Source organism: Shewanella sp. DC2-4 (assembly GCF_013248875.1).
In the GTDB taxonomy this organism is placed as follows: domain Bacteria; phylum Pseudomonadota; class Gammaproteobacteria; order Enterobacterales; family Shewanellaceae; genus Shewanella; species Shewanella oncorhynchi.
The window spans coordinates 161,753-177,872 of record NZ_JABRVR010000002.1; the positions used below are offsets into that span (position 1 = coordinate 161,753).

Annotated in this window: 10 protein-coding genes, 2 tRNA genes and 2 rRNA genes; 9 read left to right on the plus strand and 5 right to left on the minus strand. The window is 46.7% G+C overall.

All coding sequences use genetic code 11. The features are described 5' to 3' along the window. Positions 1 to 4 precede the first annotated feature (4 nt). The 3 genes from HQQ92_RS01205 to HQQ92_RS01215 all read left to right on the plus strand — a co-directional run bounded on the left by HQQ92_RS01205 (position 5) and on the right by HQQ92_RS01215 (position 3,225). Positions 5 to 448 (plus strand): GNAT family N-acetyltransferase, encoded by a 444-nt coding sequence (locus tag HQQ92_RS01205; RefSeq protein WP_173242604.1) that lies wholly within the window; start codon positions 5 to 7, stop codon positions 446 to 448. Positions 449 to 760: 312 nt separating this feature from the next. Continuing rightward, a complete protein-coding gene (locus tag HQQ92_RS01210; RefSeq protein ID WP_173242606.1) occupies positions 761 to 1,372 on the plus strand; it encodes a TetR/AcrR family transcriptional regulator in 612 nt (203 codons plus the stop codon). Then, positions 1,363 to 3,225, plus strand: a complete 1,863-nt coding sequence (locus HQQ92_RS01215; RefSeq protein WP_173242608.1) for an MFS transporter — start codon at positions 1,363 to 1,365, stop codon at positions 3,223 to 3,225. The genes HQQ92_RS01210 and HQQ92_RS01215 overlap by 10 nt, the downstream gene beginning before the upstream one ends. Positions 3,226 to 3,303: 78 nt before the next feature. On the opposite strand, the gene mnmH is transcribed toward HQQ92_RS01215, so the two are convergent. From mnmH to HQQ92_RS01230, 3 genes are all read right to left on the minus strand, one after another. Continuing rightward, a complete protein-coding gene (mnmH, locus tag HQQ92_RS01220; RefSeq protein ID WP_173242610.1) occupies positions 3,304 to 4,410 on the minus strand; it encodes a tRNA 2-selenouridine(34) synthase MnmH in 1,107 nt (368 codons plus the stop codon). Next, the gene (gene selD, locus HQQ92_RS01225; RefSeq protein WP_173242612.1) at positions 4,410 to 5,468 is read right to left on the minus strand and encodes a selenide, water dikinase SelD; all 1,059 of its coding nucleotides are present in this window, start codon (positions 5,466 to 5,468) and stop codon (positions 4,410 to 4,412) included. Before selD ends, mnmH begins: the two co-directional genes overlap by 1 nt. A gap of 95 nt (positions 5,469 to 5,563) precedes the next feature. Next, complete coding sequence (locus HQQ92_RS01230; RefSeq protein WP_173242614.1) at positions 5,564 to 6,670, minus strand: fatty acid desaturase; 1,107 nt, start codon at positions 6,668 to 6,670, stop codon at positions 5,564 to 5,566. Between the two features lie 144 nt (positions 6,671 to 6,814). Between HQQ92_RS01230 and fabR the strand changes: the two genes are divergently transcribed. Further along, entirely contained in the window at positions 6,815 to 7,429 is a 615-nt protein-coding gene (gene fabR / locus HQQ92_RS01235; RefSeq protein ID WP_105251021.1) for an HTH-type transcriptional repressor FabR, read from the plus strand. A 107-nt stretch (positions 7,430 to 7,536) separates the two neighbouring features. Here fabR and trmA read toward each other — a convergent pair whose 3' ends face one another. After that, positions 7,537 to 8,634 (minus strand): tRNA (uridine(54)-C5)-methyltransferase TrmA, encoded by a 1,098-nt coding sequence (gene trmA / locus HQQ92_RS01240; protein WP_173242616.1) that lies wholly within the window; start codon positions 8,632 to 8,634, stop codon positions 7,537 to 7,539. Between the two features lie 222 nt (positions 8,635 to 8,856). Here trmA and murI point away from each other — a divergent pair, with 222 nt between their 5' ends. After that, on the plus strand, positions 8,857 to 9,681 hold the full coding sequence (gene murI, locus HQQ92_RS01245) for a glutamate racemase (RefSeq protein ID WP_173242618.1): 825 nt from the start codon (positions 8,857 to 8,859) through the stop codon (positions 9,679 to 9,681). A 36-nt stretch (positions 9,682 to 9,717) separates the two neighbouring features. Here murI and HQQ92_RS01250 read toward each other — a convergent pair whose 3' ends face one another. Next, positions 9,718 to 10,179: an RNA-binding protein gene (locus HQQ92_RS01250; protein WP_113941557.1), complete on the minus strand. Its 462-nt coding sequence runs from the start codon at positions 10,177 to 10,179 to the stop codon at positions 9,718 to 9,720. Positions 10,180 to 10,827: 648 nt separating this feature from the next. On the opposite strand from HQQ92_RS01250, the gene HQQ92_RS01255 reads away from it, so the two are divergent. The 4 genes from HQQ92_RS01255 (at position 10,828) to HQQ92_RS01270 (ending at position 16,032) form a co-directional block, all read left to right on the plus strand. Beyond that, positions 10,828 to 12,368, plus strand: a 16S ribosomal RNA gene (locus HQQ92_RS01255). A gap of 100 nt (positions 12,369 to 12,468) precedes the next feature. Next, positions 12,469 to 12,545, plus strand: a tRNA-Ile gene (locus HQQ92_RS01260). Between the two features lie 137 nt (positions 12,546 to 12,682). After that, a tRNA-Ala gene (locus HQQ92_RS01265) sits at positions 12,683 to 12,758 on the plus strand. 362 nt (positions 12,759 to 13,120) lie between these two features. Then, positions 13,121 to 16,032: ribosomal RNA gene (locus tag HQQ92_RS01270) — 23S ribosomal RNA — on the plus strand. The 16S and 23S rRNA genes sit together here with 2 tRNA genes alongside, the layout of an rRNA operon. The last annotated feature ends 88 nt before the right edge of the window (positions 16,033 to 16,120 follow it).

Genomic DNA, 16,120 nt, shown 5'->3' on the forward strand with positions numbered 1-16,120 from the left:
TCAAATGCAGTCTATACGTCCGGTATTAAAGTCAGAGTTATTCGCGGTTTATCAGCTCGAACAGGCCATTTTTGGTGAGCACAGCTATCCTGATTTCTTCTTCCGTCAGGGATTTGATTGTTGGCCAGAGCAATTTTTAGTGGCCGTGGATGCAGATAATCAGCTACAAGGCTATTTGCTCAGTGCCCAGAGTAGCGATCCTAACTGCATGTGGATATTATCTATCGCAGTGAGTGAAAATGCTCGCGGGAAGGGATTCGGCAAGCGTTTGATGCAACAATGTTTAGCCGAGTTGCCCGTGTCAGTTGAGCGGGTGTGTTTAACCGTTGATCCGAGTAACCCTGCCCATGGCTTATATCAGCATTTAGGTTTCATTGATTCAACTTTTGAAGCCGATTATTTTGGCGCTGGCGCAGATAGGGTTGTGATGACTTATCGCAGGCCTTAAATCGAGCGCTTATCTTTGAACCAAAGATTATCCTCAAATAAAAATCACCTTTGAATTAAGAATGATTTTTAAAAATAATGGACGGTGTGCTGACTGAGTGCGCCGTTTTTTATGCTCTTTTAGGTGATGTCATCCCACGGATCCAGTTCGGCTTGCTGAGGGAATCTAATTCGAGTGCCTATCTTTATCCATCATCCTCAATAATATCCTTCATTATTTACCCTCTCCTGTACGTAAAATAAACTTATTTTGAACGTTGTTTTTTATTTTAACTGCTGTTAGTCTCTTGCTATTCAACAGGGGATGAGACCTATGGCCAGACGAAAAGAACACAGCCATGATGAAATTCGCGCGATGGCAATACAAGCGGCAACTGAGTTACTGATAGATCAAGGTGCCATAGGGCTCAGTTTACGCAAAGTGGCCAGTCAAATTGGTTATGTCCCTAGTACCTTGATTAATATTTTCGGCAGCTACAACTATTTATTACTGGCGGTTTCTGAGTCAACGCTTAGGACTTTGCACGACCGATTGACGGGTGTTCGCGCAGCCGACAGTTTAGGTAAAATTATTGCAATGGCGTGGGAGTATAGTCAATTCGCCCATGAGCAGCGCCAAGCTTTCAAGCTGGTTTTTGAGCTGCAATTACTCGATTCTGAACCCTTGCCTGAATCGCAAGGGCAATTGATAGCGGGGTTATTTACTCTGATTGAGCGTGAATTGGCGCAACTATTTCCCGAGGTTACGCAGACACAGCATCTCAGTATGAGCCGGGTATTATGGGGGGGGATTCATGGGCTGACCTCTCTGTCACTCGATAATAAGCTCTTCGCTGAGTCATTATCACTGCAGGATTTACTCGAGAGTCACGTACAAGCGTATTTACAAGGAATGGGTTACCAGAAGGAACTATCATGCTGCTAACAAAACGTTTTTTACCCTATTTTGCGACTCAGTGCTTAGGCGCATTGAATGACAACATCTATAAAAATGTGTTGCTGCTATTAGTGACCTTTAGCCAAGTGAAAGACCTACCCATAAGCGTCGATATGTTTGTGAACTTGGCGGCTGGGGTGTTCATTTTACCATTTTTCCTCTTTTCGGCCCATGCGGGTGTAGTCGCCGATAATATGGATAAGGCTAAACTTATTCGCCGATTGAAATTACTCGAAGTCATCATCATGTTTAGCGCCGCGATTGCGATTCTGAGTGAGAGCTACATGATGATGTTATTACTGTTATTTTTAACGGGTAGCCAGTCAGCATACTTCGGTCCGGTTAAATATTCCTTGTTACCCCAAGCGTTGAAAGAGGACGAGTTAGTCACAGGCAACGCTTGGGTTGAAATGGGCACTTTTCTCTCTATTCTGGTGGGCACTTTGAGTGCGGGGATCTTGGTTTCTGATGAAAACGGTACGCTTTGGTCGGCGATTACTGTTGCTGTATTAGCCTTTGCAGGATATTTATCGAGCCGAGCGATTCCTGCATTACCCCCGCAGGGCGTCATTGAAAAAATACGTTTCAGGCCGTTATCGGGCACTTGGCGTAGCATCAAAAAAGCCCGTCAAACGCCTTCAATCTGGATGGCTATCCTCGCTATCAGTTGGTTTTGGTTTTTAGGTGCGACCTATCTGACTCAGTTTCCTAACTTTGCTAAGCTGCATTTGCATTCTGGTGCGACTGTGGTGTCATTATTATTAGGCATGTTTTCCATCGGGATTGCTGTTGGCTCCTTCGTTTGTGAACGTTTCTCCTACGGCCATGTGGAACTCGGTTTGCTGCCATTTGGGGTATTGGGATTAACTATCTTTGGTGTCGATTTGCTTTGGGCTATTCCACCTGCGCCAGTGGATGCTGGTTTTGTCTATGGATTAAAGGTCTTTATTGGCGAGTCGCAACATTATCGGGTGATGCTGGATTTCTTTATGATCGGCGTTAGCGGTGGCTTGTTTATCGTCCCCCTGTATGCGTTTATTCAATCTCGTTCGCCTAAGGGCGAATGTGCTCAGGCGATTGCTGCCAATAACATTATGAACTCATTGTTTATGGTGGTTTCGGCACTGTTATCTATGCTGTTTCTGGGCGTTGCAGGTTGGACTATTCCACAGTTATTTCTGCTACTCGCCGTGATGAATGCTGTAGTCGCGCTCTATGTTTATTCACAAGTACCAGAATTTACACAACGATTTATCAGTTACTTACTCAGTCATGTCATGTATCGAGTGACAGTCACAGGCCGAGAGAAAATTCCAAAGGAAGGGGCTGGCATCATAGTCTGTAACCATGTGAGTTATGTGGATGCATTGATTATTATGGGAGCGTCGACACGGCCAATCCGCTTTGTGATGGATAAATCCATCAGCGAAATTCCTCTGTTGAAGTATTTGTTCCGCCACGCTGGTGTGATCCCTATCTGTTCGCCTAAGCAAAGTGAAGAGACCTATAATCGTGCCTTCGAGGCGATTCATGAAGCGCTCGTCAATGACGAGTTGGTATGTATTTTCCCTGAGGGTCGACTCACACCTGACGGTGAACTTGGCGATTTTCGTCCCGGAATTGATAAGATTTTGGCCAGAGATCCTGTGCCAGTCATTCCTATGGCATTGCACGGATTATGGGGTTCTTACTTTAGTCACAAGGGCGGACATGCCTTGGCTAAAATGCCCAAGCGTTTTTGGTCAAGGGTGTCGGTGGATTTAACGGATGCCGTCGATGGTAAGCTTGCGAATAAGGAATCTTTGAGAGTCCAAGTGGCGAGCCTGCTGGGCAATTCATAAATTCGTTAAGGTATGAAATAAAGTGAAGTGATAACCGCGAAGCAAATGTTCGCGGTTATTTTATTTTAGGGTGGCGATTTATCGTGTTTGATAGCTATCCAGCCACTCATGCATCGCTTGGTGCGAACCTTTAAAGAGTACACGTTCAGACTTTTTCTGTAATTGGTATTGATACATAGGATCGTAATACTTGTGCAATAACAGGTTTATCCAGACTAAGTGCAGCGAAGTATCATTCTGACTGATTTGTTGATCGAGGGCTTGTTGCATCAAATCTTGCAGTTCTTGATGTTGTTTTCCGCCTAGACGTTTGCGAATGCTCACTAAACTCTGTAATAGATATTCACTGAAAGCCGCAAAACCTGCTTCCGGCCCTAGGCGCTCACAGAAGCCGCTATACATTTTATGCACATATTCATAGCGTAAGCGTTCGAGCCTCGCATCATCCGACTCTTCTAGCACTAAAACATTAGCGGCTTGCATGGCATTGTAAAATGTCTGCGGCAGCGCCGAACGCCCAATCAGGAAGCTTTCATCTTCGAGCAGTAAACACGCCGTGCCACTTGTTTGGTGCTGTAGCAAGGCAATGGCGAGTTGATTTTCAAAGTTAATCTGCGTTGGCTGTGGGTCGATATTCTTTCCAAAACTAGAGCCTCTGTGATTAGCGATTCCTTCAAGATCAACCGCTTCTTTACGCTGTAGTAGAAAATCGGTTTTACCACAGCCCGTCATCCCGCTCAAACTCAATAACGGCTGTTGAGTCGGTGCCGCTTCAATCACGCCAATCAGATATTGGCGCATGGCCTTATAGCCACCCTGAATATAAGGGACTTCGATACCCGCTTCTTTAAGCCATTGCTGAGTGAGTTGCGAGCGCAGGCCGCCGCGAAAGCAATAAAGGTAAGCATTAGGATTGGCTTTAACATAGCTAGCCCAAGCCTCGATTCTCTGTTGCTTGATGGAACCATTCACCAGTGAGTGGCCTAGTGCAATCGCGGCTTGCTGACCAAATTGCTTATAACAAGTACCGACTTTTTCCCTTTCACTATCCAGCATCAAGGGTAAGTTGGTCGAGTTGGGAAACGCGCCCCGAGTGAACTCTATGGGCGCTCGCACATCCATCATCGGATGTTGATTGAGAAAGATCTCCCTATATTGCTCTGCGGCTATAATAGCGCTTGGCATCAGCACAACACCACATTCGCTGCAGTGGTCGGTGTTTCCAGTGACCCAATGCAGATTGGGGTTATGTGGTTCGCATCGAGTAGGGCGATTAATTCCGCTTCAGCTGCGGCCGAGACGGCAACTAACAGGCCACCACTGGTTTGCGGATCGCACAGTATCGCTTTTTGATGCTCGCTGAGTTCAGGGAGATGCTCGCCATAACTATCGTAATTACGGTGAGTCCCACCAGGAACACAACCTAAAGCCAAATAATCTAAGGCGCGTGGTAACAATGGCACTGCATCAAATTTAAGCTTCGCAGTGAGGTTGGCGCCTTGGCACATTTCGAGTAAGTGTCCCGCCAGTCCAAAACCTGTGACATCGGTCAGGGCATTTACACCGCTAATTTTTGCAATGGTCACGCCTATAGTATTGAGTTGACACATAGCATTGACCGCAATGAGACTATCTTCATCGCGGAGTTTTTTCTGTTTTTGCGCTGTGGTTAAAATACCAATGCCGATAGGTTTAGTGAGATATAAACGATCGCCGGCTTTAGCGGTATCATTCTGCTTTAAATCACTTAAGGCAATTTGCCCGGTAACCGCGAGACCAAAAATAGGTTCGGGTGCGTCTATGCTATGACCACCGGCTAGCATGATCCCTGCTTCCATGCAGGCTTGTCTGCCGCCATCGACCACTTGCTGTGCGATTTCTGCGGGTAGTTTATTGATTGGCCAACCTAAAATTGCAATCGCCATAATAGGCGTGCCGCCCATGGCATAAATATCGCTGATCGCATTGGTCGCTGCGATACGACCGAAGGTGAATGGATCGTCAACAATTGGCATAAAAAAATCGGTAGTGCTAATGATGCCTATGTCATCATTGAGTTTGTACACTGCAGCATCGTCGCGGCTCTGATTGCCAACCAGCAGATTTGGATCGGTAAATACAGGTAATTGCGAGGCTAAGATAGTGCTGAGCACTTTAGGGGATATTTTGCAGCCACAACCTGCGCCATGACTATATTCTGTTAGCTTGATTGATTCTGGGAGTGTAACTGGGGAATCTGACATGATCTCAACAGCCTATTTAAGTGATTAAGGCATCATCATAATCAGATACGGCCACCATGCAAGGTGGCCGTATGACTTTCGGGCAGAATTGTGGCTTAGCTATAAGTTGCGGTCAGGCTGCGCCAATGTTTTTGCTGGACTAAGAAACGCGCCTTTAGCTCTTCAACTTGTTGCAATAGTTGCTGATCGACAAGTTGTTTACGCTTGGCCTCAAGCAAGGTTTTCTGTGCTTGATAGTAATCCATTAAGTGCAGCTTTAATAACTCATACTCTGCTTGGATTTTTTCAATAATTTCATCAGCATTAGGTAGGTTATTAACCTTCCGCTTGGTACGTAATAACTGCATCTGTAAGCGTGCGCTCTCGATACGTTCCTGTGGACTCGTACGCAAATCCTTAGCTAATCCCAACCAAGATAATGACTTAATCAACCATTTGGTTGGATCGTAGTGCCACCATTTAATGCCATTACGATAGTCATTTTCGAAAATATGATGGAAATTATGATAACCCTCACCGTAGGTCAACATGGCCAAGAAGCCATTATCGCGGGCGGTATTCTTATCGGTATAAGGCTGACTGCCCCACACGTGGGCTAAAGAGTTGATAAAGAAAGTGCAGTGATGCACCACCACTAAACGCAGTAAACCCGCCATCAATAACATAGACAGCACGTCACCATTGAGCCAACCAAGCATTACTGGCAGTCCAATGTTCATCAGCAACACGAGTGTGAGGTAATGTTTGTGTTGCCACATGACAATGCGGTCATTTTGCAGATCACGCACATTTTGATAATCGTGATAGCGTTGCGACTGATACTCACGCAGCATCCAACCGATATGACTGTACCAGAATCCCATTTTGGCTGAGTACGGGTCCTTGTCGTTATCATCTACGTGCTTGTGGTGGACTCTGTGATCAGATGCCCAGTGCAATGCACTGTTTTGTAATGCTAAAGCACCACCAAGGGCATATATAAAACGCACCGCCGGATGGGCTTTATAGGCCTTGTGTGACCAGAGTCTGTGATAACCCGCGGTGATTGACAGGCCACTGGCAAAGGCTAAAACAATAAAAGCGATCCATTCACTGGCACCATAGCCATGAACAATACCGCGCCATGGAACTAAAATTACCGCACTGAGGAAAGTGATGGCAAACAGACTGACATTAAGCCAGATGATAGGGGGTTTTTTCATTATAGGTTTCCAAAATTCGCTTTTGAGCGTACATCTGTAAGCTAATTTAGCTTAGCTATATTGTTTGGTCAAGGACGATGGGGCTGTGTTTAATGCCTAAAAGCGGTATTATCGCGTTATTACATTCAGTTAGCGGATTTAAGAATGGGTATTCGAGCACAGCAAAAAGAGAAAACTCGCAGAGCTTTAGTCGATGCGGCCTTTAATCAGCTAAGTGCTGAGCGCAGTTTCTCAAGTCTGAGTTTGCGAGAGGTTGCTCGGGAAGCTAATATCGCGCCGACATCTTTTTATCGCCATTTTAAAGATATGAACGAACTCGGTCTTACTATGGTTGACGAGGGCGGGTTAACCCTAAGGCAGATGATGCGTAAAGGCCGTCAGCGAGCTGAAGTGGGTGGCAGTGTGATTCGTATTTCCGTTGATACCTTTATGGAAGTGCTTGATTCTAATCCAAACGTATTCCGTATCTTATTGCATGAACGCTCTGGAACCTCGGCTGCATTCCGTGCGGCAGTTGCCCGCGAAATTGAGCATTTTATTTCTGAATTGGCTCATTATACCGAAGCCAAAGCGGGGCGAACCCCCTTGCTAGCTCGTGCACAGGCTGAAGCTTTAGTGACACTGGTGTTTAATGCCGGCGCTTCAGCATTAGATATGAAACGGGCTGACCGCAAAATTCTTGCCGATCAATTAGTCATGCAATTGCGCATGGTCGCCAAAGGCGCCGAGGCTTTGCAGCATAAGGTTGAACACCGCTAATCTGAGTGAGATGTAGATTTACTAAAATAATGGAGCCTTAGGCTCCATTATTTTTAGCGAATTTACGTTTAAGTGTTATGCAGTCGAGCTCAGTGTATCTGAAGTGATTAACGACGCTCGAGTAGTACACCCGTTTCCATGTGATCTGTGTAAGGGAACTGATCAAACAAGGCAAAGCGGGTCACTCTATGGGTTTCGTTCAGTTGTTGCAGGTTATCTTTTAAGGTTTCAGGGTTGCAGGAAATATACAAAATCCGCTCATAACCTTGGACTAACGCCAGCGTATCAGGATCAATCCCCGCGCGTGGTGGGTCGACAAAAATGGTGTTGCAAACATAGCTGTCAAGATCGATACCTTCTAAACGTCTAAAGCTGCGTTTCTTCGCCATGGCATCGCTAAAGTCTTCGGCTGACATACGAATAATCTGCAGATTATCAATACCATTCACTTCGATATTGTACTGTGCTGCATCCACTGAAGGCTTGGCTAGTTCGGTGGCCAACACGCGATTAAAGTTTTGCGCCAGTGCGATAGAGAAGTTGCCATTACCACAGTAGAGCTCGAGTAAATCCCCCTTACTGTTTTGAGTCGCATCGATAGCCCACTCCAACATTTTTACGGAAACTTTGGCATTGGGTTGAGTAAAGCTGTTCTCGATTTGCTTATATAAGAAGGTGTTATCATTTACTTGTAATGACTCAACCACAAAGTCTTTATCTAAATCGATTTTTTGCTTACGGGCACGGCCGATGATGTTGACGTTAAACTGGCTACTTAACTTGGCTTTCAGTGCAGCCGCATCGGCGCGCCATTGGTCATCAAGCTGCCTGTGATAAAGCAAAGACACTAAAATCTCGCCGCTTAAAGTCGACAAAAAATCCACTTGGAACAATTTGTGCCTTAGACTCGGATTCGGTTTCAGCTCGGCGATTAAGGCCGACATCATTTGATTGATGAGTACGCTAGCTGGTAAGTATTGATCGCAACGTACTTTCTCATTCAATACTTTATCGAACATGTAATAGTATAAGTCGTCACCATCATGCCACATGCGGAATTCGGCGCGCATACGGTAGTTAGCTGGCTCTGAGGCAAAAACTTCAACACTCGGTGTTTCAAATTGGGCAAAGGCTTGTTCTAGCTTGATACGCTTGTGTTCTAACTGCGCATCATAAGTCTGAGGGTCCATTGCTGCTAAGTTCATTGTTTGATTCACCGTTGCTGTAAATTGGGGCGCAAATATTATACTAGGTGACACGAATGTCCAGTATCTTGCTTTTGCGGTTTTCGCAAAGCTATGGGAAAATCCGCGCACTTGAATGTGGTTCTATGGTATTTGGCTGGATTCCGTCGGTAAAGCAGCCATCGAATCGTTAATGCGTCCAATCTGTATAGTTTATTTATATATCCGAAACTGGAGATTCGCTTGTCGCGACCTATATTAGTGTTTGATTCTGGGATTGGTGGTCTATCTGTACTGGCTGAAATCCGCAAGAGTTTGCCCCATAGCGACTATTGCTATCTTTTCGACAACGCTAGGTTGCCCTATGGGGAGCTGGAAGAGCAGGTATTAATTTCTGGCTGTGTCGAATTAGTATGCGATCTAGTGGCTCGTACCAATGCAATGATAGTGGTCGTTGCCTGCAATACTGCAAGTACTGTTGTATTACCGGCATTACGTGCGCATCTTTCTGTCCCTATCGTAGGTGTTGTCCCTGCCATTAAACCCGCCGCTCTAATGTCTAAGAGTAAACGTATTGGACTCTTGGCTACACCTGGCACAGTTAAGCGTCATTATACCCATGAACTCATCAGCCAATTTGCTGATGATTGCCATGTCGAACTCTTTGGGTGTTCTGAATTAGTGATGATGGCAGAACAAAAAGTGGCGACTGGAATGTTGGATATGCATAGATTGGCACAATTACTGGCACCAGTCGTTGCCGCACAATTGGATGTTCTGGTACTAGGTTGCACTCATTTCCCTATGATCAAAGCTGAATTACAACAAGTGCTCGGTGCGGGCGTAAAACTAATGGATTCTGGCGCTGCTATTGCAAAGCGAGTTGTTACTCTTTTAACGCAACAGAATCTTATTGTGGAAGAGCACAGAGTAACAGATGAGAGAGAAGCAGTAAGGGAGTCAGTGATGCAAGCTTTCTATACTAAGGTGGGAATCAGCGAAGGGTTAACAACAACATTAATTGATTGTGGCTTTTCAACTATCGAACGAATCACCACAACCAACTAAATTACAAAATAAAGCAAAACAGTTTAAGCGGTAATGCTACTCGTCTGTCCCTGTACGGTCGGCAGCTTCCGAATCTTGTGTTTTTGCTTCTCTTACTTTTAAGGTTCTTTCTTGGAAACTATAGTCATTCAGTTTAACCATGGCTTTCTGAGCGCCTGATTCTGACATCTCCACAAAACCAAAACCTTTACGACGACCCGTTTTACGATCTCTGACTAAACGCACAGAGTTTACTGGACCAAATTCGCCAAATAGTACTTTTACTTCACCCTCATGAACACGATAAGGCAGGTTACCTACATATAAGGTCATTGTAGGGCCAACATATTGTTCTTCTGAAGCATGAGATGATGAAGTCTCTGGAACAAATTTAAAAACAAGACTTGCAATGATAGCGCCAGCGACAAAAGCAATAGCTGATAATGGCGTTGCGAACTGAGATAGTGCTACTGCGCCAATAATGGCGACAATCAAGACAATAAGAAATGACTTTTGCATAAGAATGCTCTCTGATGAATGGGAAATTGATAAATAACTGTTAACAGCAAGTATATGGTAATGAATTATTTACTTTTACACTAGACCATTGCTGAAATATTGAGCGTGAATTATCAATTATTAGATAAAAAACCTTACTTATCTCCGATAAATAGAGCTTATAAGCTAAAAAATGGTCATAACGTTTAAAATATCGACGTGCGATTCAATGATCGATAAAAAGCCCTTGCGGACTTTCTCAATCTCCCTATAATGCGCATCCACTGACACGGCAGACAGCGTAACGCAAGTTAAGCAAAGAAAGCCATGCAGTTCATCGATTAGCGAGCTAAACGATGAGCGTTGAGAAAGTTGAAAAAAACTACTTGACGCACTAACGGGAATGCGTAGAATACGCAGCCCTGACCCGCTGAAAACTCAGTGTGTGGTCAACGCTCTTTAACAATTTATCAAGCAAATCTGTGTGGACACTCACAGGTGTTGAGTTAATCGAAACTGCTTAGCCTTCGGGTTGGCAGTCAAAAATTTAAATCAATGTAACAATGAGTGTTCATAGTAATATGTACAGTTTGTTTCTGCTTTTAAGTGGGAACAAAAAATCAGAATTCATTGAGCCGCTGAAGTCGCAAGACGGAAGCAACAAAACTTTAATTGAAGAGTTTGATCATGGCTCAGATTGAACGCTGGCGGCAGGCCTAACACATGCAAGTCGAGCGGCAGCACAAGGGAGTTTACTCCTGAGGTGGCGAGCGGCGGACGGGTGAGTAATGCCTAGGGATCTGCCCAGTCGAGGGGGATAACAGTTGGAAACGACTGCTAATACCGCATACGCCCTACGGGGGAAAGGAGGGGACCTTCGGGCCTTCCGCGATTGGATGAACCTAGGTGGGATTAGCTAGTTGGTGAGGTAATGGCTCACCAAGGCGACGATCCCTAGCTGTTCTGAGAGGATGATCAGCCACACTGGGACTGAGACACGGCCCAGACTCCTACGGGAGGCAGCAGTGGGGAATATTGCACAATGGGGGAAACCCTGATGCAGCCATGCCGCGTGTGTGAAGAAGGCCTTCGGGTTGTAAAGCACTTTCAGTAGGGAGGAAAGGGTGAGTCTTAATACGGCTCATCTGTGACGTTACCTACAGAAGAAGGACCGGCTAACTCCGTGCCAGCAGCCGCGGTAATACGGAGGGTCCGAGCGTTAATCGGAATTACTGGGCGTAAAGCGTGCGCAGGCGGTTTGTTAAGCGAGATGTGAAAGCCCACGGGCTCAACCTAGGAATAGCATTTCGAACTGGCGAACTAGAGTCTTGTAGAGGGGGGTAGAATTCGAGTGTAGCGGTGAAATGCGTAGAGATCTGGAGGAATACCGGTGGCGAAGGCGGCCCCCTGGACAAAGACTGACGCTCATGCACGAAAGCGTGGGGAGCAAACAGGATTAGATACCCTGGTAGTCCACGCCGTAAACGATGTCTACTCGGAGTTTGGTGTCTTGAACACTGGGCTCTCAAGCTAACGCATTAAGTAGACCGCCCGGGGAGTACGGCCGCAAGGTTAAAACTCAAATGAATTGACGGGGGCCCGCACAAGCGGTGGAGCATGTGGTTTAATTCGATGCAACGCGAAGAACCTTACCTACTCTTGACATCCACGGAATTCGCTAGAGATAGCTTAGTGCCTTCGGGAACCGTGAGACAGGTGCTGCATGGCTGTCGTCAGCTCGTGTTGTGAAATGTTGGGTTAAGTCCCGCAACGAGCGCAACCCCTATCCTTATTTGCCAGCACGTAATGGTGGGAACTCTAGGGAGACTGCCGGTGATAAACCGGAGGAAGGTGGGGACGACGTCAAGTCATCATGGCCCTTACGAGTAGGGCTACACACGTGCTACAATGGCGAGTACAGAGGGTTGCAAAGCCGCGAGGTGGAGCTAATCTCACAAAGCTCGTCGTAGTCCGGATTGGAGTCTGCAACTCGACTCCATGAAGTCGGAATCGCTAGTAATCGTGGATCAGAATGCCACGGTGAATACGTTCCGGGCCTTGTACACACCGCCCGTCACACCATGGGAGTGGGCTGCAAAAGAAGTGGGTAGCTTAACCTTCGGGGGGCGCTCACCACTTTGTGGTTCATGACTGGGGTGAAGTCGTAACAAGGTAGCCCTAGGGGAACCTGGGGCTGGATCACCTCCTTACCTATACGACTAACTTAATGTTTGTTGAGTGTTCACACAGATTTGCTTGATAGAAGAAAGAGTAAAAAGATAGACCTAGTTAAATAGGTTTATCAAAGATGGGTCTGTAGCTCAGCTGGTTAGAGCGCACCCCTGATAAGGGTGAGGTCGGTGGTTCAAGTCCACTCTGACCCACCAATCCTTCCTTCTCAGCGTTGGAAAGTGACTCGTTTAGTGAACTAAACGTCGCCACTGTCCGCCTTGATAAGAAATGATTGGCAAACCAATCCTTTTAGAGGTTTGGAACATCTTACTTACTCGCACTGCATGTAAATGGGGCTATAGCTCAGCTGGGAGAGCGCCTGCCTTGCACGCAGGAGGTCTGCGGTTCGATCCCGCATAGCTCCACCATTTACACCTTATTCTGACTTTATTGAAAAGTAATAAGGCATATGCACTATGGATAGAGATGCCAAAGATAAACTAAAAAATTATCTTTGGCTTTTTTAAGCCCGCTCTTTAACAATTTGGAAAGCTGATAGTATTTAATTGCATGAGTCTGTCATGTGATTAATTACAAAACGTTTAATGCGAAAGCATTGAACATGAGTTCTCAAACACTTTATTAAGTGTCTTGAATATTCAAAAGTAAATTATTCTTTATTGAATAGTTTACGTCTAAGGCGCGTCCACTTCTTTGGTCAGAAGTGAGACAAGTAAAACCAAGCTGGTCGCAATGCGACTCAGGTGAGTGAAACTCATTTGGGTTGTATGGTTAAGCGACTAAGCGTATACGGTGGATGCCTTGGCAGTCAGAGGCGATGAAGGACGTAGTAACTTGCGAAAAGCGTTGGCGAGCTAGTAACAAGCATTTGAGCTAACGATGTCCGAATGGGGGAACCCAGCAGCATAAGCTGTTATCGCAACATGAATACATAGTGTTGCGAGGCGAACGAGGGGAACTGAAACATCTAAGTACCCTTAGGAAAAGAAATCAACCGAGATTCCCCTAGTAGCGGCGAGCGAACGGGGATTAGCCCTTAAGTCAGTGGGGTGTTAGTGGAATGCGTTGGAAAGCGCAGCGGCACAGGGTGATAGCCCCGTACATGAAAAACTAACCATTGATGAAAACGAGTAAGGCGGGACACGTGACATCCTGTTTGAATATGGGGGGGACCATCCTCCAAGGCTAAATACTCCTGACTGACCGATAGTGAACCAGTACCGTGAGGGAAAGGCGAAAAGAACCCCTGTGAGGGGAGTGAAATAGAACCTGAAACCGTATACGTACAAGCAGTGGGAGCGGTTCTTGAGACCGTGACTGCGTACCTTTTGTATAATGGGTCAGCGACTTACATTTTGTAGCGAGGTTAAGCGAATAGCGGAGCCGTAGGGAAACCGAGTGTTAACTGCGCGTTTAGTTGCAAGGTGTAGACCCGAAACCCGGTGATCTAGCCATGGGCAGGTTGAAGGTTGAGTAACATCAACTGGAGGACCGAACCGACTAATGTTGAAAAAATTAGCGGATGACTTGTGGCTGGGGGGTGAAAGGCCAATCAAACCCGGGAGATATCTGGTTCTCCTCGAAAGCTATTTAGGTAGCGCCTCGAGCGAATACCATTGGGGGTAGAGCACTGTTAAGGCTAGGGGGTCATCCCGACTTACCAACCCTTTGCAAACTCCGAATACCAATGAGTACTACTCGGGAGACAGACGGCGGGTGCTAACGTCCGTCGTCAAAAGGGAAACAACCCAGACCGTCAGCTAAGGTCCCAAAGTACTAGCTAAGTGGGAAACGATGTGGGAAGGCTTAGACAGCTAGGATGTTGGCTTAGAAGCAGCCATCATTTAAAGAAAGCGTAATAGCTCACTAGTCGAGTCGGCCTGCGCGGAAGATGTAACGGGGCTAAGCTAGTCACCGAAGCTACGGGTGCACAGTTTACTGTGCGCGGTAGAGGAGCGTTCTGTAAGCCGTTGAAGGTGAAGGGGTAACCCACGCTGGAGGTATCAGAAGTGCGAATGCTGACATGAGTAACGATAAAGGGGGTGAAAAACCCCCTCGCCGAAAGACCAAGGGTTCCTGTCCAACGTTAATCGGGGCAGGGTGAGTCGACCCCTAAGGTGAGGCCGAAAGGCGTAATCGATGGGAAACAGATTAATATTTCTGTACTTCCGCTAACTGCGATGGAGAGACGGAGAAGGCTAGGCTAGCGCGGCGTTGGTAGTCCGCGTTTAAGGTGGTAGGTGGTGTTCTTAGGCAAATCCGGGGACACGTACTTTAATGTACACACTGAGAGCTGATGACGAGGTCCTAAGGGACTGAAGTAGTTGATGCCATGCTTCCGAGAAAATCTTCTAAGCTTCAGGTTAGTGGGAATCGTACCCCCAAACCGACACAGGTGGTCGGGTAGAGAATACCAAGGCGCTTGAGAGAACTCGGCTGAAGGAACTAGGCAAAATGGTACCGTAACTTCGGGAGAAGGTACGCTCCTGTTGGTGATGAGACTTGCTCTCTAAGCTGACGGGAGTCGCAGATACCAGGTGGCTGCAACTGTTTATCAAAAACACAGCACTGTGCAAACTCGCAAGAGGAAGTATACGGTGTGACGCCTGCCCGGTGCCGGAAGGTTAATTGATTGGGTTATCGCAAGAGAAGCTCATGATCGAAGCCCCGTAAACGGCGGCCGTAACTATAACGGTCCTAAGGTAGCGAAATTCCTTGTCGGGTAAGTTCCGACCTGCACGAATGGCGTAATGATGGCCACGCTGTCTCCAGCCGAGACTCAGTGAAGTTGAAATTGCGGTGAAGATGCCGTATACCCGCGGCTAGACGGAAAGACCCCGTGAACCTTTACTATAGCTTGGCACTGAACATTGAACCTACATGTGTAGGATAGGTGGGAGACTTTGAAGTTGTGACGCTAGTCATGATGGAGTCGTCCTTGAAATACCACCCTTGTAGTTTTGATGTTCTAACCTAGGTCCCTTATCGGGATTAGGGACAGTGCACAGTGGGTAGTTTGACTGGGGCGGTCTCCTCCCAAAGAGTAACGGAGGAGCACGAAGGTTGGCTAAGTACGGTCGGACATCGTACGGTTAGTGCAATGGCATAAGCCAGCTTAACTGCGAGACATACACGTCGAGCAGGTACGAAAAGTAGGTCATAGTGATCCGGTGGTTCTGAATGGAAGGGCCATCGCTCAACGGATAAAAGGTACTCCGGGGGATAACAGGCTGATACCGCCCAAGAGTTCATATCGACGGCGGTGTTTGGCACCTCGATGTCGGCTCATCACATCCCACGGGGCTGAAGTCGGTCCCAAGGGTATGGCTGTTCGCCATTTAAAGTGGTACGCGAGCTGGGTTCAGAACGTCGTGAGACAGTTCGGTCCCTATCTGCCGTGGGCGTTGGATGATTGAAGGGAGCTGCTCCTAGTACGAGAGGACCGGAGTGGACGAACCGCTGGTGTTCGGGTTGTCATGCCAATGGCATTGCCCGGTAGCTACGTTCGGAATCGATAACCGCTGAAAGCATCTAAGCGGGAAGCGAGCCCTAAGATGAGTCATCCCTAGGAATTTAATTCCTCTAAAGAGCCGTTCGAGACTAGGACGTTGATAGGCATGGTGTGTAAGCGTTGTGAGGCGTTGAGCTAACATGTACTAATGACTCGAGAGGCTTAACCATACAACCCAGATGGGTTTTACTGAAAATGTTCCAGACATTTTCTAGCACTTCCTCCTTCCATGGAGGTCGTACGAAAGCCTTAGACAGA

Coding starts and splice junctions, on each gene's coding strand:
- HQQ92_RS01205 (WP_173242604.1), top strand. CDS start 5: ATGCAGTCTATACGTCCGGTATTAAAGTCAGAGTTATTCGCGGTTTAT.
- HQQ92_RS01210 (WP_173242606.1), top strand. CDS start 761: ATGGCCAGACGAAAAGAACACAGCCATGATGAAATTCGCGCGATGGCA.
- HQQ92_RS01215 (WP_173242608.1), top strand. CDS start 1,363: ATGCTGCTAACAAAACGTTTTTTACCCTATTTTGCGACTCAGTGCTTA.
- mnmH (WP_173242610.1), bottom strand. CDS start 4,410: ATGCCAAGCGCTATTATAGCCGCAGAGCAATATAGGGAGATCTTTCTC.
- selD (WP_173242612.1), bottom strand. CDS start 5,468: ATGTCAGATTCCCCAGTTACACTCCCAGAATCAATCAAGCTAACAGAA.
- HQQ92_RS01230 (WP_173242614.1), bottom strand. CDS start 6,670: ATGAAAAAACCCCCTATCATCTGGCTTAATGTCAGTCTGTTTGCCATC.
- fabR (WP_105251021.1), top strand. CDS start 6,815: ATGGGTATTCGAGCACAGCAAAAAGAGAAAACTCGCAGAGCTTTAGTC.
- trmA (WP_173242616.1), bottom strand. CDS start 8,634: ATGAACTTAGCAGCAATGGACCCTCAGACTTATGATGCGCAGTTAGAA.
- HQQ92_RS01250 (WP_113941557.1), bottom strand. CDS start 10,179: ATGCAAAAGTCATTTCTTATTGTCTTGATTGTCGCCATTATTGGCGCA.